At 36.6% G+C, this 21940-nt stretch carries 11 protein-coding genes, 1 rRNA gene and 1 riboswitch; of the genes, 8 read left to right on the top strand and 4 right to left on the bottom strand.

Annotated features, from left to right (window positions below):
- Both rrf and DF947_RS21865 read left to right on the top strand, forming a co-directional pair.
- A 5S ribosomal RNA gene (rrf, locus tag DF947_RS21870) occupies nt 1-111 on the top strand.
- 303 nt (nt 112-414) lie between these two features.
- Entirely contained in the window at nt 415-2169 is a 1755-nt protein-coding gene (locus DF947_RS21865; RefSeq protein WP_240615438.1) for a S8 family peptidase, read from the top strand.
- Between the two features lie 10 nt (nt 2170-2179).
- Here the strand turns inward: DF947_RS21865 and DF947_RS21860 are convergent, their stop codons facing one another.
- Genes DF947_RS21860 through DF947_RS21850 form a run of 3 tightly spaced genes read right to left on the bottom strand, consistent with a single transcriptional unit; the run spans nt 2180 to nt 5066 of the window.
- Nucleotides 2180-2953, bottom strand: a complete 774-nt coding sequence (locus DF947_RS21860; protein WP_109932924.1) for a polysaccharide deacetylase family protein — start codon at nt 2951-2953, stop codon at nt 2180-2182.
- Nucleotides 2953-3885, bottom strand: coding sequence for a glycosyltransferase family 2 protein (locus DF947_RS21855; RefSeq protein ID WP_109932922.1), 933 nt, complete (start codon nt 3883-3885; stop codon nt 2953-2955). Before DF947_RS21855 ends, DF947_RS21860 begins: the two co-directional genes overlap by 1 nt.
- Entirely contained in the window at nt 3882-5066 is a 1185-nt protein-coding gene (locus DF947_RS21850) for a glycosyltransferase family 87 protein (protein WP_109932920.1), read from the bottom strand. The genes DF947_RS21855 and DF947_RS21850 overlap by 4 nt, the downstream gene beginning before the upstream one ends.
- Nucleotides 5067-5220: 154 nt before the next feature.
- Between DF947_RS21850 and DF947_RS21845 the strand changes: the two genes are divergently transcribed.
- Nucleotides 5221-8988, top strand: coding sequence for a hypothetical protein (locus tag DF947_RS21845; RefSeq protein WP_109932918.1), 3768 nt, complete (start codon nt 5221-5223; stop codon nt 8986-8988).
- 50 nt (nt 8989-9038) lie between these two features.
- Here the strand turns inward: DF947_RS21845 and DF947_RS21840 are convergent, their stop codons facing one another.
- The gene (locus DF947_RS21840; protein WP_109932916.1) at nt 9039-10304 is read right to left on the bottom strand and encodes a peroxiredoxin family protein; all 1266 of its coding nucleotides are present in this window, start codon (nt 10302-10304) and stop codon (nt 9039-9041) included.
- A 135-nt stretch (nt 10305-10439) separates the two neighbouring features.
- Nucleotides 10440-10544: riboswitch (SAM riboswitch) on the top strand.
- Nucleotides 10545-10895: 351 nt separating this feature from the next.
- On the opposite strand from DF947_RS21840, the gene DF947_RS21835 reads away from it, so the two are divergent.
- The 5 genes from DF947_RS21835 (at nt 10896) to DF947_RS21815 (ending at nt 21897) form a co-directional block, all read left to right on the top strand.
- Nucleotides 10896-14069 carry a SusC/RagA family TonB-linked outer membrane protein gene (locus tag DF947_RS21835; protein ID WP_109932914.1) on the top strand — a complete coding sequence of 1058 codons (3174 nt, stop codon included), beginning with the start codon at nt 10896-10898 and terminating at the stop codon, nt 14067-14069.
- 10 nt (nt 14070-14079) lie between these two features.
- The gene (locus DF947_RS21830; RefSeq protein ID WP_109932912.1) at nt 14080-15513 is read left to right on the top strand and encodes a SusD/RagB family nutrient-binding outer membrane lipoprotein; all 1434 of its coding nucleotides are present in this window, start codon (nt 14080-14082) and stop codon (nt 15511-15513) included.
- Between the two features lie 315 nt (nt 15514-15828).
- A complete protein-coding gene (locus DF947_RS21825) occupies nt 15829-16650 on the top strand; it encodes an alpha/beta fold hydrolase (protein WP_109932909.1) in 822 nt (273 codons plus the stop codon).
- Between the two features lie 524 nt (nt 16651-17174).
- Complete coding sequence (locus DF947_RS21820) at nt 17175-20342, top strand: SusC/RagA family TonB-linked outer membrane protein (protein ID WP_109932907.1); 3168 nt, start codon at nt 17175-17177, stop codon at nt 20340-20342.
- Between the two features lie 19 nt (nt 20343-20361).
- Complete coding sequence (locus DF947_RS21815; RefSeq protein WP_205940836.1) at nt 20362-21897, top strand: RagB/SusD family nutrient uptake outer membrane protein; 1536 nt, start codon at nt 20362-20364, stop codon at nt 21895-21897.
- The last annotated feature ends 43 nt before the right edge of the window (nt 21898-21940 follow it).

Raw genomic sequence — 21940 nt, 5'->3', positions numbered from 1 at the left:
CAGGTGCCTATATCGGCGGTGTCCACCTCTTCCCATTCCGAACAGAGAAGTTAAGCCCGCCAGAGCCGATGGTACTGCGGTAACACGTGGGAGAGTAGGTCGGTGCCAGATCTTAAAAGAGGCCCCGTAGCATAAGCTACGGGGCTTTCTTGTTTTACAGCTTTTTTAAACGCTACTGCCTTTCATTATAAACCTGATGGAGTGAAAATCCTTTTTGGAACGATGACTTCGTTTTCAAAATACCCCCCCAAAAAAAAAGATTTAAACAAACAGCAGGATTGAAGCATCTATGAAATACCAAATTTCATTAATCAATATTCATCGAACATATTTGTTAAATTATGCTAAATTTTTCTAGCTCAACGCAATAAAACCGTATAATTGTACTATTACGTACATATTGATATGATGAATATGAATCTTAAAAAGTTGATGTTTCTTGCTTTTCTTATTTGCTTACAAACTTTATCATTTGCTCAAAGTAAAAATGTACAATTACCTACCAATTGGTTCAATCTAGATTTAGTAGAAAACGGTTTTTTTGGAATCAGTACTGAAAAAGCCTACCGAGAACTCTTAAAGGATAGGAAGCCAAAACAAAATACTATTGTAGCTGTAATTGATGGGGGCGTAGACATCAATCATGAGGATTTGAAAGATGTACTTTGGACAAATAAAAAAGAAATTCCAGGGAATGGGATTGATGATGATGGTAACGGTTACATTGATGATGTGCATGGATGGAATTTTATCGGTTCGAAAAAAGGAAATTTGCAGTTCGATAATCTAGAATTGGTTCGATTACTTAGAATTTATACGCCTAAATATCAATCTACAACAAATTTAACGCCTTTAGATAGTACTCAAAAAGAGGAGTTTAGGTTATATAAGAAAATGGTTGGCGATTTTGGTAAGAAATATGAAGATGCAAGTAATACATTTTCAGTTCTTATTGCAATTAATAAAGTCTTAGATTCAGTTGCCAAAATAAACAATAAAAAAGTGCCAACATTAGCAGATATTGATAACTATAAAGCTGATGATGAAACGGAAGAACAAGTGAAAACCATAATTAGGAAAGGGGCGAGAGAGGATGGAAGTTTCGAAAAATTCTACAAGAACATCAAAGAAGGCTATGAGCAATACGATGCGATGCTAAAATATAATCTGAATCCAAAATACGATATGCGTGCTGAATTGGTAGGAGATGATTACTCAAACTCTAATCAGCGAAATTATGGTAATAATGATGTGAAGGGACCTGATGCAATGCATGGTACTCATGTTTCAGGAATTATTGGTGCGAACAGATCTAATTCGATCGGTATTTTAGGTGTTGCAAATCATGTAAGCATCATGGCCATTCGTGTTGTGCCAACAGGCGATGAAAGGGATAAAGATGTAGCAAATGGAATTCGCTATGCGGTTGATAACGGAGCCAAAGTAATTAATATGAGTTTTGGAAAGGCTTATAAATGGGATAAAAAAGTAGTTGATGAAGCTGTAAAATACGCTGAAAGTAAGGGTGTTTTATTGGTTCATGCTGCAGGAAATGATAATCAGAATAACGATATTGAAGAAAATTATCCAAATAAATATTTCGATAGTCCTGAAGCGGAAGCTTATAAATTGGCTCACAAAAAACCTGCAAAACCAGATTTTACTCCACCTAAACCAATGCAAAATGGAATGGGGATGAGACCTACAGTGGGTAGATCATCAATCGTTAAGCCAATTCCGTTAGACTCTACTAAGTTTAATTTACCTCACGCAAATAATTGGATAGAAGTTGGGGCAAGTGCATATAAAGATGATGACAACCTAAAAGCCGATTTTTCAAATTATGGTAAATATAACGTTGATGTTTTTGCACCGGGGTTTTTAATCAACTCTACTGTTCCAGATAACAAATATGAAGATCTGGATGGAACGAGTATGGCATCGCCAGTTGTTGCTGGTTTAGCGGCTTTAATTCTGAGTTATTATCCAGAGCTCAAACCTAATCAAGTTAGAGAAATTATTATGAAATCTGTTTCTAAAGTGGCTCACAAAGTGAAATACAAAAATGAAAGAGATGAAACTGTACGGGTTCCTTTTTCAGAGATTTGTGTGAGTGGTGGAATTGTGAATACTTATAATGCTCTAAAATTAGCGGAAACTTATAAATAGATTGGTGTAATTAAATGGTCTTGATGAAATCCTGAAAAGTTCCAAAAGGATATTTTTTAGATTTCATCCACGAGATTAAGTTATCCATCCTTTGAATCATTTTTGACCCGGTATTTTTTCTTACATAACCCGGGAAACCAAATCTTTCAAAATCATCTAAATCAGTAAACTCCCAGGGATGAAAATATACATTTAGATAGTTATCCTTTTTATAAGTCCAGCTTGCTAAGAATTTATAAATACTGAGCGGAAGATTATGAAATGAAAGCCAGAATAGGGGAAAACGGATTATTGGACTAACTGAAGCCGGAATCTGTAAAACGTTTTCCTTGGTAAAAAATGTTCTTGAAATATTAAAGTTGTTATATCGGCCAGGCAAATAGGTTGGATTAATAGAGGTGTTGTAGACATATCCGGCTTTCTCAATTTCTTTTTCATCAACAGGCATCATCCTTGCCATTCTATAACCGGTGATTTCTTTACCCGAAAGCTCTTCGAGTTTAAGTTTCGATTGTAATAGATGTTCTGGTTTAAAATCAGAGTGATAATAACCGTGAGATGCCAACTCATGTCCAGACTCTGTAATTCTTTTAATTAAATCGGGAATATTTTCGGCAAAGGTTACAGTACAGAAAAATGTGGCCTTCACATCATATTTATCCAAAAGATCCAAAATCGATATTGTTCCAGTTCTGGAAATTAAAATCTGATCTTCAAATGAAATGTCTTTTCCATATTCAAAAGGCATATCAAACTCTTCAATATCAAAACTTAAAAGAACCATTATTTATTTTGAATGTTGGTTGAACGGATAATGTAATTCGGTCGGTTTTTAGTCTGCATAAACATTTTACCGACATAAATACCAATAATGCCTAAAATAATCAATTGTAATCCGCCAAAGAAAACAATGGTCATAAGCATAGATGCCCAGCCAGAAACTTCAACATTATTTACAAAAGCATAAATTACGTATGGAATGTAAAGTATAGATGCAAAAGAGAATATAAAGCCTAAGTAAACAGCAGAATACAATGGCTTAATACTAAAAGAGGTAACGCCATGCAAAGCCAAGCGGAACATTTTCTTAACCGTATATTTACTTTTTCCGGAAAAACGTGCAGCTGGATTATATTTTATGGCATATTGTTTAAAACCCAGCCATTTTACCAAACCACGCAGGAAAGGTTCATTCTCGTGAAAGTTTCTAAAAATATTAACCACCTTTTGGTCAAGAAGGCGAAAATCTGCAGCACCAGGTTCTAAATCGATATCTGAGAGCCAATTTAATAGCTTATAAAAAAGACTGGATGAACTTCTTTTTCCTTTTGAAAGTGCTTTATCTTCTTCTCTAATGGTATAAACAACCTCAAAACCTTCTTCCCATTTTTGTAACATTTCGGGAATCAATTCTGGAGGATGTTGCATATCGCAATCCATTGAAATTACACAGTCTCCATAGGCGTGATCCATGCCTGCTTTTACTGCGAGTTGGTGGCCAAAGTTTTTAGAAAATTCTAGGAAGAAGATGTTTTCGCTTGTATTTGAATATTCCTTTATTTTTTCGAGTGTATGATCCGCACTTCCATCATCAACCAAAATGATTTCATAATCATAATGAATAGATGAAAAAACATTTTTAATACTTTCTGCAATAACGAAAATATTATCGGCTTCGTTGTAGGCAGGAATAACTATAGAAACTAATTTTTTCATTTATCGGCAATCAAATAGCTCTGAAAATCTATTCTCATCATTTGATATATAATGGTTAGCCAAATGATAACGCAAGGTAGGGCTTTAAGCGAATATAGACGAATAAATTCTTTCACAGGTCTTGGGAAAATATCCGTCGGGGATAAACTGGTGAGTAAAAATGCAAAAATAAACAATGCAATAATCCATACATTTTTTGGATCTGGCTGAATCATGAACCAAATTGCAACACCTGCAAATGCTATAATGTAGGTCGGAGATTCTGAACCACTACTGAAAATTACCGTAAAAATTAGTGTAGATGCCAATAACATTAATCTAAACCCAAGATTTTTATATTGATTTACCCTTGAATAAGGTAAGCCAAATAAAATTACACCTACAATCAAAAAAGGCGCATTGGGGATATTTACATTACCGGAAATTCGTCGTACTATTCCCATTAGCGAAATATCCTGAAACGAGGTTAATGATGCGTTTAGAGCGTTTTTATGCGATAGGGAATCGTACCAATCATGGTAAGATTGAAGTACAAATGACGGAGATGATAAAGCCATTGGGAGCAAAAATAAAACCCCGAATGCGGTTAATCCTCCCAAAATAAATTTCAGCTTATTTTTTGTAAAAAAGAAAAAGGCCAAACCAACAATGCCATATAATTTAACAAGTGTACCAAAGGCGATAAAAAAGGCAGATTGAATCTCTTTCTTTTTAATCAAGTAGGAAAAGCTAAGTAAAATTGTTCCCGTTAGTGCAATATTAAATTGAAAACTGAATAGCGCCGTTAAGGCTTCGTGGGCACAAATCCAGGCAATTAATGTTCGTTTGTTTAAACTTAAGGGCAAGCTAAATATCCCCCAGAGTAATATGGAAACATTTGCAATATTCCAAAGAATCATTCCCAAACCATCAGGTAAGAGCGCAAACGGCGCTATGAATAATGAAAAAATAGGTCCGTAGTGATTGCTATCTAGGTATTCTGTATAATTAAGATATAGATTTTGAAGATCAACCGTATGCCAAAAAACGTATTTATAAATTAAATAATTATTATAACTATGATGTAAATACTGTTTTAATCCGGCTATAACTGCAAGTAAAATGTAGGATACGATAACGGTCTCTTTTTTTAAAAAGAAAGCAGTTATTTGTTTAAAGTTAGAATTTTTAAAAACGCCCATGAGATTAGTATCGCAAGATAACAATTTTTAATATTCGATGTAGAATCCTTGAAAGCCTACCTCTTTTAGGAATTATTGTTTATATATTTAGGAGATAAATCCATCCCATTTTTCTTAAATTATTTTAATATCAAAATTAATCTATAAAAGTTAGATGAAACTTTCGGCAGTGCAAAGGAAATGGAGTAAAAGAATCCTGATTTTTTTAGGTTTTTTGCTTATACTTTTATTTGGCTTATCGCAGTTGATAGATTACAGGTTTAAAGATCTTATTCGTTTAGCCATAAGGGAAAAATCGGATAATACTTATGCTTTTAATGCAAAAAATGTAGATGTTTCTTTTCTTAAAAAAAGCATTACCATCAATAATGCAGTTTTTTATCACACAGATACACTAAATGCCAATTTGCATTACGATATTAAAATTCCCAAAATTTATTTCAGTGTAGCTTCCTTTAGCGATATTATTTTTCATCAAAAGGTTTCCGTTAGCCAACTCGAAATTAAATCGCCTTCTATTTACCTGCAAGTTCATAAGATTGAAAATAAGCCACAAAGAGCATATCAATCCGGCAATATCGAAATGCTGCTGAGTAAGCTGTTAAAGCATTTAGAGGTTAAAACTTTTAAAATTAGCAATGCATCTTATCGTTACAGAAACAAAAAGCATCCTAATGATTTAAAAATTGATCAGATAGATTTTGCCATTTCTAATTTTTCAAATTCGGAACGTAAAAGCCTTTTCGCTTCAGAAGATATTGACCTTACGATTAATAAACAACATGTTTCCTTTCCCGATGGCCTGCATTCCATCGATTTTCGAAAACTTCATTTCTCAGGTAAAAATCATTACTTCCAATTGGATTCTTTTGCCTTCAAAGCCAAGGCAACAACAAATCGGTCGGCAATGCAGATTGAATCAGATAAAATTAGGTTTAGGTCCGCTGAACTGTCTTCTATATTTTCTAACGATAATTTAATCATTGACACTGTAGTTTTGCTCAAGCCGATTCTGAAAATGGGAAAAGCTAAAAATAGCCCGTCAAAACCAGTCGACAATTCTAAAATTAAACATCTTTTTAAGTGGGTTAATTTTAAATATGTGAGCATTGAGAACGGAAGTTTCTTAAATATGGATACTTTGGGGAATGCTCAAAATGAAACTAAAAAGGTAGATTTAAAAATTTACAATCTAAGTTACCACCCATCCGTTTCAACTTCTTTAAAAACAGATAGCATAAAGCTTAATTTAAATAAAATTAAATTTTTATCAAAGGACGGAAAATCTCAGTTAACGGTTGAAGAATTAGCGATTGCAAATAATAATGTGGTATTTAGAAATGCCCTGTACGCTCCAATCCATCCAAACGGAAATACTAGTTTAAGTTTTACAACACCTTCCCTTCAGTTAAAAAACGTAAACTTAAATGCACTGCTAAATAAAAGAATAAGTGCAGGCGAAGCTGTATTGATGAACCCTGTAATTATTTTAAATACAAAGCCAAAGGTTGTACACGCTACAAATACTATTGCTGATTTTAGCCGTTTTTTTAAAATTATGCACAACATTAAGGGTTTAATTGGTGTACAAAAATTCAATATCGTAGATGGAACCTTGAGGCTAAAATCGCATTCGAAATTTGAAACAGATGTACGTGTTGATAAGCTGAATTCGAATATTTTAGTTGATAAACTATTAAACAGTGATACAACATTAGAGGTAAAACATGCCATACCTAAACTGAGCTTTAAACAGATGCTGGTTAAATCACCAAAGCTTAACCTCATTTTAAATAATTATGCTTTTAATGGTTTGGTTCGGCACAATAGAGCAAGCTCAATCGCCATTAACTTATCTAACGGAACATCCATAAAGGGAAAGAATTTGTATTGGGAATGGTTGGACTGGGATTTATATCAAAGCTATAAAATGATTTTTGTAGACTCTTTGAAAATAGGAGCGCTTGATATTTCAATCAATAAAAATGCTCAACAACAAACAGTAAAGAAGCCCTTGCCCAAACTGCACATTGGTCGGTTGGATATACTTGATTTTAAATTGGTGGAAGTTTCAAATAAAAATCAGATGCACTTAAATGGCAAAAATATTTTTGGTCGAAACATAGACTCAAAAGACAACGAATTGGTATGGGCCGACTTGGGTGGAAATTTTAATCGTATAAAATTTAAGAACGAAAAATTTTCCTTAGATGCCAATCATGCAAATTTGAATGCCAAAGGGCACAATAAAATTGAAAATGTGAGTGTTGAAATTAAGACCGAGGACAAGTTTAATAAAATTAACTTACCGCTTTTAGAATTTAAAGGACCGTTTATCTCCAGTAATTTTAAAAATATAAATCTGGAATACTTTAAAATTAATGCGCCGAATGTCTCATTAAAAACTAATAAAGAAGTAAAAGCGGTTTCTCGAAAAAAACCTTTTTTGTTGCCCATTAACTTTTCTATTAAAGATTTCGGAATTACAAACGGTATAGTAAAGGTCGAAAAAATAAGCCAAAAGGATACAGCTACAATTAATTCGACTTTTAATCTCAATTTTTTAAATCTGGTTGGTAAGAAAAATTCGGTTGAAATGCTTTCCGTTAACTCGTCTCGAATTGACATTAAGCAACTTGATTTTAATAAATCAGGTATACATCTTTCATCACCTCTTTTTGTAAAGTTGGAAAATACCAAAATTGAGAAAAAAAATAAACTTCGATTTTCTTCTGAGATTGATTTGAATGCAAATGGAATTAAGGCGAATTATTGGAAAGACAGTACAAAACTTCAAATTAAAAATGCTTTGGTAAATATTCACGAAAAACATTTTGTATACGATGGCGATCAGGCATTTGAATGGCAAAGTCTAATTTATAAATCTGCAGTGAAATTAAATGAATTCAGCTATCAAAATAAAACGGCATCAATTAAATTGAATGTTTTGGAATGGATACCTGCATCAAAAAAACTGGATATAGATAATTTTAGCTTCACACCCAATTTATCATGGGCTGAAAGTAGGGAATTAAAACCTTGGCAAACCGATTACATTTCAGGTGCTGCAAAAAAAATAGAAATAATTGGACTTAATTATTTAAAGCTTGATAAACAATTTGGTTTGAACATTTTTCAGGCTCGTATCGAAGGTGCCAAGTTAAGTGCGAGTAGAGATAAACGAATGGCAGAAAAACCCCAGAAAGAAAAATTAATGCCGTCAAAATTAATGGCTGGTATTAAGATGCCAATAAAAATTAGCCGTATAGATGTATCGAATAGTTATGTAGATGTTCATGAAATATCTGTTGCAACAGGTAGGGAAGGTACAATTCCGTTGGGAAATCTCAATCTTCAAATATTAAACCTGACCAATAGATTTTCATCAACTGATAGTTTGGCTGTGAAAGGAAATGTAAGCTTAATGGATCAAAACTCTATACGTATAAATTATAGGGAGTCCTATTCAGATTCTTTATCAGGTTTTAAAATGAATATGAAGATTGCGCCCATGGCTTTAGCTTCTTTGAGCCAGATTAGTATTCCATTGGCATCTGTAAGAATTAATAGCGGGAATACAGGTAATCTGGTTACTGAATGGAACGGAAACAAATATTTAGCCGAAGGACAGATTCTTTTGCCTTATAAAAACTTGAACATTAGTTTGTTAGACAAGAAAAATCCTGAGCGAAAGACTTTCCTTTTATTTTTAGAAAATAAGCTAATTAATTTGATCGTTCGCCATGATAATTCGAAACCAGCATTTTTGTTTTTTGAAAGAAACAAACAAAAATTTGTATTTAATTATTGGATAAAAACAGTTCTTGCCGGCTTTGCATCGAGCGCTGGACTTAAAAAGGAGCGGAAGTTGCGTAAGCAGGATTTAGCAGCGAAAACCAAAAATGGTATAACGATGAAATAAAAAAAATCCCCGAAGATATTTCAGGGAATTTCTACCCTTAAAACCAAATCTTATTGTTTCAAGAGTTCATCAATTTCCTGGTTAAATTCTTTTACAAATTCTGTATAATATTTTCCGGTTGCCGGGCCACTATAACCTGTATGAATTTGTGCTACTTCGCCTTTTTTGTTGATAATAATAGTTGTTGGAAAGGATAGAAAATTACTCAAAGCTGGGAGAGACTTTGCAACCAGTTGTTTATCTGGTGTGCCCGCAATAACCTGATCATACTGAATATCGAATTTCTCTCTAAATCTTGTTAATACTTTTCTAACATAAGCAGAATCGGTTTGTCTTTCATAATGGATTCCAATTACTTCAACTCCACGTTTTTTATTCTCTTTGTACCATGGCGCAATAAACGAAGCCTCGTCTACACAGTTCGGGCACCAGCTTCCGGTTATGGTAAGGATAACTACCTTATTTTTATATTTTTCGTCACTTAAAGAGATCTTTTTTCCGTTAACATCAGGAAAAGAAAAGTCTAATGTTTTATATCCGTCTTTTAAAAATGTTAGCTTGTACGCATCTGGAAGTTTTGCATTTTGATTTTGAGTGCCTGTAAAGGGCTGATTTCCTCTAGCGCTTACTACCTCGCCCGTTAGTGTTCCATCTTTAGAAAATGTGCCTTTGTAATATGATGGCGAAGAGCCGATAAAACTAGAAAGCGAAAAATTATTTCCTTCTACGGTTCCTTCGAGGTAACGGGAATCGCCAGTAACCCTTAAAAATGTTCCGGTTATTTTATTTCCTATTTGTTTAAATACACCAACAGCTTTTTCATCATTGCCACTCTGTGATTTGAAAACTACATCATAAGTGCCAGTAAAATTTCCTGCTGGATCTGTTTCGCTAGGCTTAAATCTGTAATTTTTACCGCGTTCTGCAACAACCGCCAATGGCCTTCCAGATTTATCCTGCTTTCTTAAAACACCTACAAGTGAATCGCCTTCTATTTTGAATGCAAGTTCATTATCAAACTGATCCAATTTTACAAAAAGAGAATCTGCTTTTCTGTTTACATGACCACCAGGAAAGCGTTCTTCTGCGTTCAGAAAAACCAGGTTCAGATCATCAGCATTTTTTCCTGTAATGTCGAAATTAAAGGGAACTTCTATTCCTGGTTTTATTTTAAATGCGCCACGCCAATTGCCTGTTGCAACGAAATTTTTTGTATTTAAACTATAATTCTGAACTTGCTTTTTTTGGGTTTGCGCCTGGCTATTTTGAAAGAATAAGCTTAAGAGTACGGCTGGCAAAAATAATTTTATATTCATCGGGGTGATTTAATCTACTAAATAGGTCGACAAATGTAAGCATCACATACGGCAATAAAAAATATTTTCAATAAAATCTACTAAAATTATAGACTTAATAGTTTTTGTATTATCTTTGCGCCAGTTATTTTAAAATACTTATCAAGAAAGGTGGAGGGAATGGCCCGATGAAACCTTAGCAACCGTCTTTAAACAGAAATGGTGCTAATTCCATCCCAAATATTTTGGGGTAGTTAAGTCAGTTGAATGCACTAACATTTATGTTAATATATGCAAGCACTTCTGATTTAAGGGGTGCTTTTTTATTGAAGCTTCGCTAGAAACCTGATTGATAAGTGAATAGTTTAAAAATTAAATTCAAATCCCATGGAAAAAACTAACGAGCCAAAATTATCTCTATTGACGAATCAAAAATCTCATCACTGTTGCCGAATGTGCATGATCCATTTAAACTAGGATAGGTGCCAAGGCTTTTCAGGCCTAAATCAATTATCATTTTATGTGCTTTAAAAATCGCTAAAAATAGCGACCTGGAATTGCTATGCCTCCGATTTTATAAATGCCAGTTCACTAATCATTAATAATATAATCATGTTAAAAAAAATCAAGCTCCCTGCAATACTTTTTTTGCTGTTGCTTTCACAAATTGTACAGGCTCAGAACATAGTTGTTTCTGGTGTTGTAAAATCTTCATTGGGCGAAAGCCTGCCTGGGGTTTCCGTATTTGTTAAGGGAACCAAACAGGCCGTAATTACGGATGGAAAAGGCAGTTTTTCGATTTCACTTGCGGGTAAAAGCACCCTTATATTTTCTTATATCGGGTTTTCTTCCAGAGAGATCGAAATAGATAAAAGCGCTAATGCTTTAGAAGTTATACTAAAAGATGGAGAAAATGCTTTAGATGAAGTTGTAGTAACGGCACTTGGAATTTCCAGACAAAAGAAATCACTAGGTTACGCAGTACAAGAACTTAAAGGCGAAAACCTTGCTGAAGCGAAGGAAACTAACCTTGTAAATGCACTGGCAGGTAAAATAGCAGGGGTAAGGGTTACCAACAGTCAGGGCGATATGGGTTCTTCCAGAATTGTAATTAGAGGAGAAACCTCCATTTCTGGCAACAACCAACCGCTTTTTGTGGTGGATGGAATTCCTGTTGATAACTCGCAACTTAACTCTGCAGGTGCTAGAGATTATGCCAATACGATTTCTGATATTAACCCAAACGACATTGAATCGATAAGTGTTTTAAAAGGACCTAATGCCGCAGCGCTTTATGGATCTAGAGCAGCTGCCGGGGTAATCATCATTAAAACAAAGTCTGGTAAATCGAAAAAAGGAGTGGGCATTACCTTAAATTCTAACGCGGTTTTAGAAACGCTGCTTACACTCCCAAAATATCAGGATGCTTTTGGACAGGGTTCTGAAGGCAAATTTAGTTATGTAGATGGTAAAGGTGCGGGTGTAAATGATGGTGTTGATGAAAGCTGGGGGCCAAAACTGGATGGTAGACTGATTCCTCAGTTTTATTCAAAAGGTGTTGCTGTTCCATTTGTTGCCCATCCAGATAATGTACGAGATTTTTTTGAAACGGGATATGCCTTAACGAACGGTGTTTCTATTGAGGATGCGAGTGATAAAATTGATTACAGATTATCATACAACAATTTAAAACAAGTTGGCATCATTCCAAATTCTGGTCAGGGTAAAAACTCTTTCGCTTTAAATACAACCTTAAGGCTAACACCAAAACTGAGTATTCTGGCAAACGCCAACTATAGTAAACTGAGTTCGGATAATTTACCGGGTACGGGTGGTTCAAGATCTACAAGTACCATGCTGCAGTTTACCTGGTTTGGTAGGCAGGTAGATATTAATCAATTGAAAAATTATCTGGATGAAAACGGCAATACCTTTAACTGGAACAACAGTTATTACAGCAATCCATATTGGGTAGCGTACGAAAATACAGTATCTCAGAATAGAAATCGGTTAATTGGAAGTATTGGGTTAAATTATAAAATCATTGATGGACTTGAATTTAATTTCCGTTCGGGAACAGATTATTACAATGATCGCCGTAAAATTAAAATTGCCTATGGTACAAACGGAACACCATTCGGCTCTTATACCGAAAGTGCCTTCACTGTAAACGAAAACAATACCGATGCAACCTTAAGCTATAACAAGCAGCTGAATCAGGATTTCAGCTTAGAAGCTTTGGTGGGAAGTAATATTCGCTCCAGATACATTGAACAGAACGATCAGAGTGCACCGCGTTTAGCCGTTGCCGGATTGTATACACTGAGCAATTCCCGCGATCCTTTAACATCCTCGAACAATTATAGCAAGTTAAAATCTTACAACGGTTACGCTTCGGCACAGATCGGTTTCAGGAATTATTTATTTGCGAATGTTACGGCCCGTAACGATTGGTCTTCTACTTTGCCTGCACAAAATAGATCTTATTTTTATCCTTCATTTAATGGAAGTTTGGTGCTTACAGAGGCTTTTGATATTAAAAGTGACATATTGGATTATGCAAAAATTAGAGGAGGCTGGTCTAAAGTTGGTAAAGATGCCGATCCTTATCGCTTATTAAATACCTACGTTTTTGGGGCGCCATTTGGAACCAATCCGCAACTTACTGCATCTACAACAGATTTAAATCCTGATTTAAAGCCCGAGACTACAACTTCATCAGAGCTTGGTGCTGAAGCGGTTTTGTTTAACAAAAGGCTTCGTTTCGATTTGAGTTTGTACAATACCAATAGTTACGATCAAATTTTGAGTGTAGATGTAAGCCAGAGTACAGGCTTCCGTTCAAAACTGCTCAATGCCGGTAAAATCAACAATAAAGGAATTGAGGTTCAGTTGGGCATAACGCCGATCAAGAAACAGTTTACCTGGGATATTGATGTGAATTACGCAGCCAATAGAAGTAAGGTAATCGAACTTGATAAAGCCGGACTTTTGCAAAATTACGTGGTGGCTACAAGCTCGGCACAGGTAATAGCCGCAGTAGGCCAGCCTTACGGAACACTTTTTGGTAATGCTTTTTTAAGAGATGGCAATGGCAATATTGTGGTTAATGCTACAGGTGCGCCACAAACCGACCCCAACAAAAAAGTATTGGGAAAATATACTCCAGATTGGATTGGCGGAATTTCAAATACCTTCAGTTATAAGGGAATTAGTTTAGGTGTTTTGGTTGACGCAAGTTTTGGAGGTTCAATTTATAACGGAACTTATGCTACCGGAACCTATACCGGCGTTTTAGCATCTACACTTCCAGGCAGAGCTGCAGAATATGGAGGGATTTCTTACTATTATCCGGGCAATGTAAAAGCAAACGGAACTGTTAGACTTGCTAATGGTGCTGTAGCGCCAACGGGTGTTACGGTTTATGATGATGGAATTATTTTCGATGGCGTAACCGCCGATGGAAAGCGCAATGATAAAATTCTTCCTGCACAAACTTATTATAAATCCTTCAGAACGATAGATGAAGCCAATATTTTCGATGCCTCTTATGTAAAATTACGTGAGGTTAAACTCAGCTATAACCTTCCTACAAAGTGGATTCGCTCGTTAAGTCTTCAAGGCGTTTCGGTTTCGCTTGTTGGTCGTAATTTATGGATCATTCATCGCAATGTAACGGATATTGATCCTGAAGTTGCGTTTAACACCGGCAACGGACAAGGATTAGAAAGTCTTTCTAATCCAACCACCAGAACTTACGGCATTAATCTTAACGTCAAATTTTAACATTCCAACCATGAAAAAGAACTCTATATATTTAATCGCAGTTTTGGCACTTTCACTTGCATCATGCAGTAAGGAGCTTGATAAAGTTAACATTAACCCTAACGCCACAGAAAATGCACAGCCAGATTACCTTTTAACGGGAGCCATCAAAAATACGGTCGATGCTTATTGGGGAACCACAAACAACATGAATTCCAGTCTGCTTTTTGTACAGCAATGGGCAAAAGTTCAGTATACGGAGGAAGATCGGTTTATATATTCAAACAGCAGTTTTACATCGCTTTGGTCTACTGCTTTCTCGCAAAGCATTACCAGTTTCAATAAAATTATTGAAATCGGAAATACCACAAGCAATCCAAATTATAAAGGTGTGGGCTTAACCCTAAGATCGTGGACTTTTCTTTTGCTTACCGATGCCTACGGAGATATTCCTTACAGCCAGGCCGGAAATCTGAAAGATTACATAACACCAGCTTACGATAAGCAAAAAGATGTTTATTTTGGTTTATTGGCTGATTTAAAATCTGCCAAAACTTTTCTTGATCCGGCTGGTAAAGCAATAGGTGGCGATGTTATTTATAATGGAAACATTGCCCGCTGGAAAAAACTGGCCAATTCATTAAGGCTTAGAATTGCACTTCGCATTGCGGATAGAGAGCCGGCAAAAGCCAAACAGGTTTTGGATGAAATTAAGGCCGATGGCGATTTGTACATTAGTGATAATACAGATATTGCTCAACTCATTTATCAGATATCGCCACAGCAAAATCCGGTAAGTGCACAATTCGATACTCGTGATGATTACAGAATAAGTAAAACCATTGTAGATAAACTGTTTAGTTTAAACGATCCGCGTTTGGCCATTTTTGCCAGTAAGACACAAACAGCCACGCCCGAGGAATACGTGGGTTTGCCGAATGGATTAACAAATTCTGAAGCCAGTAACCTCGGTTTTGCAAAAACATCGAAGCCGGGTGCTTACTTTTTATTGCCTCAGGCACCAGCGGTTATTTTTAGTTATGCAGAACTTTTGTTTGATCGTGCAGAGGCCGCAGCAAGGGGATTAACCACTGAAGATGCTGCAGATCTTTATCAGCAGGCGGTTAAGGCATCTTTGAAACAATATGGTCTTTCTGATGCAACAGCGAATGCATATTACGCACAGGCTTCGGTACAGTACGATCCATCAAATTATAAAAAATCAATTGGCGAACAAAAGTGGATTGCACTCTTTGGGCAAGGATTGGAAGCCTGGGCAGAAAGACGCAGATTAGACTATCCACAGCTAAACGCATCTGTAAATACAGTATTGAACGGACAGATTCCAGTGCGTTTTATCTATCCGGGAACGGAACAATCCTTAAACCTTCAGAGTTATAAAAATGCTGTAGCCAATCAAGGGGCAGATTTGCTCACCACAAAACTATGGTTTGATGTAAATTAAAGCGGATGTGATTTAATCATCGTAATTATTATGCAAAAGGCACCTTAAACTGTTAAAGTGCCTTTTGTGTAATTTACTGATTCTAAGTTAGAAGCTTAAGAAGATTTTTATTTTGAGCGCTAAGTTTAATTTCTTAAAGAATTAGTAATGTTGGTTACAGCATTTTCTAGCTTTAAATTATTATTTTTAGTTTTTCAAAGCCTGGGTTTTAAATGAAGAATAAATTGAAAACCAATAGGCCAGCGCTATCCAAATTTCCTTTGAGCCAGATCAATCATCAATTTTTATTTCACCCTATTATTAAAATCTAAAACAATGAGTAAGATCACAGTAAAAGACGGTACAGAAATTTATTACAAAGACTGGGGAACAGGACAGCCCTTATTTTTTCATCATGGCTGGCCATTGTCGGGAGATGATTGGGACGGACAGATGATGTTTTTTCTCAATCAGGGCTTTAGGGTAATCGCCCACGATCGGAGAGGCCATGGTCGATCGAGCCAAACTGCCAATGGACATAATATGGATACCTACGCAGCCGATGTTGCCGAACTTACACAGGCACTGGATTTGAAGGATGCCGTACACATTGGCCATTCTACAGGTGGCGGCGAAGTGATTCGTTATGTAGCAAAATATGGTAAGGGCCGTGTTGCAAAAGCGGTACTGATCAGTGCCGTTACACCTTTAATGGTACAGACAGAAACCAATCCCGAAGGTATTCCAATTTCGGTATTTGATGAGATTCGTGAGGGCACTGCATTTAATAGGCCACAATATTTTCAGGATTTTACGCTTCCTTTTTATGGGTACAATCGCGATGGAGCAAAAGTATCGCAGGGTGTAAGAGATAATTGGTGGCGCCAAGGAATGATGGGCGGCATAAAAGCACACTACGATTGCATTAAAGCATTTTCTGAAACCGATTTTACCGAAGACCTTAAGAGCGTAGAAGTTCCGGTATTGGTTATGCACGGAGAAGATGATCAGATTGTTCCTTTCCCACTCACGGGAGCAAAAGCGGTTACCCTATTAAAAAATGGTAAACTGATTTCATATCCAGGCTTTCCGCATGGTATGCCAACCACCGAAGCCAAAACCATAAATGCAGATCTTTTAGCTTTTATAAAATCGTAAGCTAAATTGAGTTGTTGTAAAGTCCTTGGATTTAATTCAAGGACTTTTTTTTTGTTTAATGCATGGAGGATTGTTCTTTTCCTTCCCTCGCCTCTTCCAGAGGTAGACAGCATATGCCTAAAACTTCAAACGGTCTTTTAATAAATCATAGCCTCAGGTTCAGTGATAATGGAAATTATCCTCTTACTTTATTTTCTGGATAAATTATACTCAAGTTCTTATAAGTATAACAGATTAAAAATAATAAATTATTGATAATCAGTTTTTTGTGTATTGATTGGGAGTTCTTGTAAAATTCAAAAATCAACAATTGTTATAGTTTTAGATGCAATTTTTATATTGTTTGGCCTGCTAAATCTCTAAAATTGTTCTGTGAGAAATCTCCCAAAGGTTCTCCACTAACTAACCAAGTATTAACTAATCTAACTCTCATGAGCAAGAGCAGAGCTTTTTATGATGACAAAAAATCATCCAGAAGATTTTTCGTCAACTCTATTAACTAACCAAAATCAATTAAACCAATTATGAAAAAAGAAATTTTACTTAATGTATTTCATATCCATCGGGTAAGTAATTTTAAGAAGATGCTTGTCTTGCCACTTGTTTTGGCAGCAATGGTAGCTCCAGATTACGCAAAGGCAAATAACAAAAATGATTCAGAAATCAGAAAAAGCAAAGCCGACATTGTAGTTAGCGGAACGGTAACAGCATCAACCGGCGAAACTTTGCCTGGTGTTTCTGTAAGTTTAAAAGGAGGCAGTAAAACCGTGGTTACGGATGTTAACGGAAAATTTAGCATCAGTGTCCCAGAAAACGCTATTCTTGTATTTAACTATATCGGTTATACCGCAAAAGAAGTTTCAGTTTCTGCAACTTCTACCATTAATGTAGTGCTTCAGTCATCAGATACAAGTTTGGATGATGTTGTGGTTATCGGTTATCAAACCATAAGAAGAAAAGATTTAACCGGTGCAACAGGCTCTGTAAATATTGGCAATACAGAAAAACTCGTATCCCGTTCGTTACCAGAAGCCTTACAGGGACAAACTCCGGGTGTTGCCGTAAGGAATGGCGGTGCTCCGGGTCAGGAAGCGGTAGTAAACATACGTGGATTGGCAACATTCGGAAATGCAAGTCCGCTGTATGTAATTGATGGGATGATTGCTGATCCAAATACAACTGTTAGTCCGAATGATGTAGAAGATGTTCAAATCTTAAAAGATGCATCAGCGGCAGCCATTTATGGTTCTAGAGCAGGTAATGGTGTAATCTTAATTACAACAAAAAAAGGAAAGGAAGGTCCGGCTAAAATATCGGTTACCTCTAGATACAGCGTTTCGGAAGTTCATAAGTTATACGAGATGATGGATGCTAATGAATACGCCGCTACCAACACAAGAGCTTATCAGAATTCTAATGTTGCAATCCAGCCTGGCGTTGCGGCATACAATGGAAGAGTAAATACCGATTGGATTGATGAAACCTTAAGAACGGGTTCTGTACAAGATTACAATGCGAGCATCTCTGGTGGAGGCAATGGATCAAAATATCTAATTTCTGGAGGATATTTTAAAGATAAGGGTGTTTTAATTGCCAGAGAATTTGAGCGTGCATCTTTTAGGGTAAATACCGAAACCACAAAAGGGAGATTTAAATTTGGAGAAAATTTAGCCATTTCGTCCTCTACGGCAAGATCTCCATTTCAGGGCGGTGCCTTTGCCGGTAATCCTTGGTACGATATGTTTACAAGCATCCCCTTAATTCCCGTTCAGGATAATGCCTTGATCAGCACAAATAATCCGGGCGGATGGGGCTTTGGTTCTAATGCAAGCATCAATACTTTTTCGCGTAACCAAACAGCAATTGCAAACATTACTTCAGTAAAATCGAATTTTGCCAAAATCTTGGGAAATGCCTACGTAGATTTTAAAATTATCGAGGGCTTAAACTATAAATTTAATGCCGGTGTTGAAACCAGTTTTGATAAAAGTAAATCCATCAGAAAAGATGGTTCATGGTATCAAAACCAGTCTCCAGATTTTAGCCAGCTAACCGATAACCGCAATCAATTTTTGAGTTACCTGTTAGAACATACCTTAAACTATAATTATAACATTGGTAAACACCGCATTAATGGTGTTGTAGGTTATACTGAACAAACTACCCAAACAGATAATACTTTGGGAAGCGGTATTAAACTTGCACAATTTGGTGGCGATTATTTTACCACGTTAAGATCTACAGCCGGCGATGGCCGAAATTCATCTGGCGAGCTGTATAAAAGCCTGCTAAACTCTTATTTAGGCCGGTTAAATTATACTTACGATGATAAATATCTAGTAACCTTCACTTTCCGTGCCGACAAGGATTCTCGCTTTTCTCCTCAGTTTAGAACCGGATATTTCCCATCGGGCGCACTGGGCTGGAGAATTTCAAAAGAAGATTTCTTTAAAGTAGATTGGGTTTCGGATTTGAAACTTCGTGGATCTTATGGAGCTTTAGGTGTTAATACTTTAAGTCCTTACCAATACATCGGTTTCTTAAATCAGGCGCCAGATGCCATATTTGGAACGGGACAAACTACAAATGCTGGTGCTATACAGGCAAAACTGGCTTCTGGTGATTTAAGATGGGAGAAGAAAAAAACCACAAACTTAGGATTTGATGCTTCATTGTTTAAAGATCAGTTTACGGTTAATTTCGATGTTTTTAGATCTGTTTCAGAGGATGTGTTGCTAAGTCAGCCCTTACCAGGGTATTTGGGTAATTTGCAAGGTGATCCAATTGTAAACATCGGCTCAATCCAAAATAAAGGGTTAGAACTGAGTTTGGGCTACCGCCCGAAATTGAGCGGCGCATTTAAATGGGATATCGCCGGAAACATCAGCATAGTTAGAAATAAGGTTCTGGAACTGGGTAACTTAGGGATCGATTTAGATACCGGCCTACCAAAAAACTACATCCAATCTGGCAATACCAGAACTCAGGTTGGCCGTTCAATTGGCGAATACTATGTTTTAAAAACAGATGGCATTTTCCAGAGTCAGGCAGAAATAAATGCACATAAAGCACAAAGTGCTTATGCAAAACCAGGAGACATTCGATATGTAAACACGGTAGATGGTGGTACAAATGATGATATTAATGATAAGGATCGTGTTTTTGCAGGTTCTCCTTTCCCGAAATTTACCTCAGGTCTTCAATTTAATTCAAGCTATAAAAACTTCAGTTTATCGCTGCAGTTATATGGTGCATTCGGACAAAAATTATACAATGATGTGCTAAGAGAGTTAGATAGTTACGGCAATTCCAACTACAGAAAGGCCATTAATCCTTGGACACCGACCAATACCAACACAACGTTTCCGCGGTTGGGTTATCAGTTTGCTCCAAACGATAGAGGTATAAATGAAAATGCAAGAGGCAACACCGATCGTTGGATAGAAGACGGTTCATTCTTGCGATTGCGCAATGTAGAATTGGGTTACAGTTTACCATCTAAATTAATTTCAAAAGCAAACATCAGCAATGCCCGTTTATATGTAAGTGCACAAAACCTGTTCACCATTACAAAATATAGCGGTCTCGATCCTGATGTTGTAGGCGCAAATCCAAATTTGGAACCTGGTGTTGATAATGGAAATTATCCATCGGCAAGAATAATATCATTTGGTTTAAGTGTAGGATTTTAATTATCAATAAAGAAAAATCATGAAAAAATATATAATCATTTTGGCTGCATCTTTTATTGCCCTTTCGGGATGTAAGAGAGATTTCGACGCTGTTAATCCGAATGCACCTACAATAGCCAGTTTCTGGAAAACGAGTGCTGATGCAACAAAAGGAATTAACGCGGTGTACAGTACATTTTATCGTACGGCGAGTTTATACTCACGCTGGATGTTTTACCACGGTATTTTAAAATCGGATGAAGGTTTTGGTTCTGGTGGAGATGGCGGGCTAAATAACTTAATGCGTTTTAACCAAACCAATTATAACGATGGTTTAACGGCACAAACCTGGTCTACCTTGTATGTAGGTGTTTTTAGGGCAAATCAGGTTATCGCAAATGTACCGGCCATTAATATGGATGAAGCTTCTAAAAGAAGAATTATTGCCGAAGCTAAATTTTTAAGAGCTTTATTTTATTTTAATCTGACGCTTTACTATGGCCGTCCACCGTTGATGCTGGAACCCTCGCAACCAAAAGATGTTCCTGCCAATACAACATCGGCACAGGCATATGCTCAGGTTGCTAAAGATTTAACCGAAGCAATTGCCGATTTGCCAACAAGTTATCCCGCAAGTGATCTGGGTAGGGCAACCAAGGGCGCTGCGTATGCATTGCTTGGAAAAACCTATCTGCAACAAAAATTATATCAACCTGCATTAGATGCTTTTGCTTATCTCGTAACTGGCCCAGGTAGTTCTACGTACAGCTTAACAGCAGATTATCGCGACAACTTTATCATCTCAAAAGAAAACAATAGCGAATCTGTTTTTGAAATTCAGTTTAGCGAAAATCAATCTGAAAGCACAGATGATGATGTTGATGAAACCAGAATTAACAATACAGGAACTTCAATTTCGCAGTTTTTTGCGCCTCCAGGTGTTGGTTTTTCTGATGGTGCCGCTCGTAGATGGGTAGTAAATGAGTTTTTGCAGGAAACCACCGTTGGCGGTGCGCAAGATCCACGTTTGGCCGCTTCGTTTATTTTTAACAATGCAAACCCAGCAGGGCCAACGGCAACCATTGTTTATGGCCAAACATTCGCAAGCCGTTATGGCAACGGACCAGATGCCAATGGGGTATGGTTCCGCAAATTGCTTAATGATCACTGGAAAAATCAGGAAGGATTCCGTTCTCCAAATAATTACCGTTTAATCCGTTATGCTGATGTTCTTCTAATGTATGCAGAGTGCCTTAATGGTTTAAACAGAACTGCTGAAGCTTATCCCTTTGTGGATAGAGTAAGACAGCGTGCAGGGCTTGCTACATTAACTGCAGCAAAACCGGGCTTATCTCAGGCACAGTTTTTAACACAATTAAAACACGAACGCCTTACCGAATTGGCTGGCGAAGGCTGGCGTTGGGCAGATTTAGCCCGTTGGGGAGATTTAGGTCCGGCACTGGCAACCAGAGATGCTGATTTTTCTGGCTTTATTGTTGGAAAACATGAGCTTTATCCAATTCCGCAAAGCGATATAGATTTAAATCCAAACTTAACGCAAAATCCCAAATATTAATTTAAAGGCAAGTGGTTAAACGCCGCTTGCCTTACCAAAAAAT

It is taken from the genome of Pedobacter paludis (assembly GCF_003173575.1).
Lineage (GTDB): Bacteria > Bacteroidota > Bacteroidia > Sphingobacteriales > Sphingobacteriaceae > Pedobacter > Pedobacter paludis.
This window is presented reverse-complemented; position numbering and strand designations above follow the sequence as displayed.

What these genes read in the sequence shown, in the direction of transcription:
- DF947_RS21865 (WP_240615438.1), top strand. Translation starts at nt 415, where the DNA reads ATGAATCTTAAAAAGTTGATGTTTCTTGCTTTTCTTATTTGCTTACAA.
- DF947_RS21860 (WP_109932924.1), bottom strand. Translation starts at nt 2,953, where the DNA reads ATGGTTCTTTTAAGTTTTGATATTGAAGAGTTTGATATGCCTTTTGAA.
- DF947_RS21855 (WP_109932922.1), bottom strand. Translation starts at nt 3,885, where the DNA reads ATGAAAAAATTAGTTTCTATAGTTATTCCTGCCTACAACGAAGCCGAT.
- DF947_RS21850 (WP_109932920.1), bottom strand. Translation starts at nt 5,066, where the DNA reads ATGGGCGTTTTTAAAAATTCTAACTTTAAACAAATAACTGCTTTCTTT.
- DF947_RS21845 (WP_109932918.1), top strand. Translation starts at nt 5,221, where the DNA reads ATGAAACTTTCGGCAGTGCAAAGGAAATGGAGTAAAAGAATCCTGATT.
- DF947_RS21840 (WP_109932916.1), bottom strand. Translation starts at nt 10,304, where the DNA reads ATGAATATAAAATTATTTTTGCCAGCCGTACTCTTAAGCTTATTCTTT.
- DF947_RS21835 (WP_109932914.1), top strand. Translation starts at nt 10,896, where the DNA reads ATGTTAAAAAAAATCAAGCTCCCTGCAATACTTTTTTTGCTGTTGCTT.
- DF947_RS21830 (WP_109932912.1), top strand. Translation starts at nt 14,080, where the DNA reads ATGAAAAAGAACTCTATATATTTAATCGCAGTTTTGGCACTTTCACTT.
- DF947_RS21825 (WP_109932909.1), top strand. Translation starts at nt 15,829, where the DNA reads ATGAGTAAGATCACAGTAAAAGACGGTACAGAAATTTATTACAAAGAC.
- DF947_RS21820 (WP_109932907.1), top strand. Translation starts at nt 17,175, where the DNA reads ATGAAAAAAGAAATTTTACTTAATGTATTTCATATCCATCGGGTAAGT.
- DF947_RS21815 (WP_205940836.1), top strand. Translation starts at nt 20,362, where the DNA reads ATGAAAAAATATATAATCATTTTGGCTGCATCTTTTATTGCCCTTTCG.